This window comes from Flavobacterium sp. LC2016-23, assembly GCF_009674775.1.
Lineage (GTDB): Bacteria > Bacteroidota > Bacteroidia > Flavobacteriales > Flavobacteriaceae > Flavobacterium.
The window spans coordinates 1-332 of record NZ_WKKE01000098.1; the positions used below are offsets into that span (position 1 = coordinate 1).

Annotated in this window: 1 pseudogene; it reads left to right on the forward strand. The window is 48.2% G+C overall.

The features are described 5' to 3' along the window. Nucleotides 1–332, forward strand: a pseudogene (locus GJU43_RS23000) (hypothetical protein); the annotation flags it as partial.

Genomic DNA, 332 nt, shown 5'->3' on the forward strand with positions numbered 1-332 from the left:
AGCATTCAGACCAATGAACCTAATGTGGTTTGGTATAGTGCTGCGACAGGCGGAACAGCGATTCCTGCTACAACAGCCTTGACAAGTGGCACTTATTACGCTGCTTTATTGGATGCTGCCACAGGATGTGAGAGTTCCGTAAGATTGGCCGTTACGATTTCCGTAACCGATCCGGCAACACCAACTACTACAGATACGACACAAGATTTCTGTCTGGTAAATGCACCGACTTTTGCCAGCATTCAGACCAATGAGCCTAATGTGGTTTGGTACAGTGCTGCAACAGGCGGAACAGCGATTCCAGCTACAACAGCCTTGACAAGCGGAGTTTA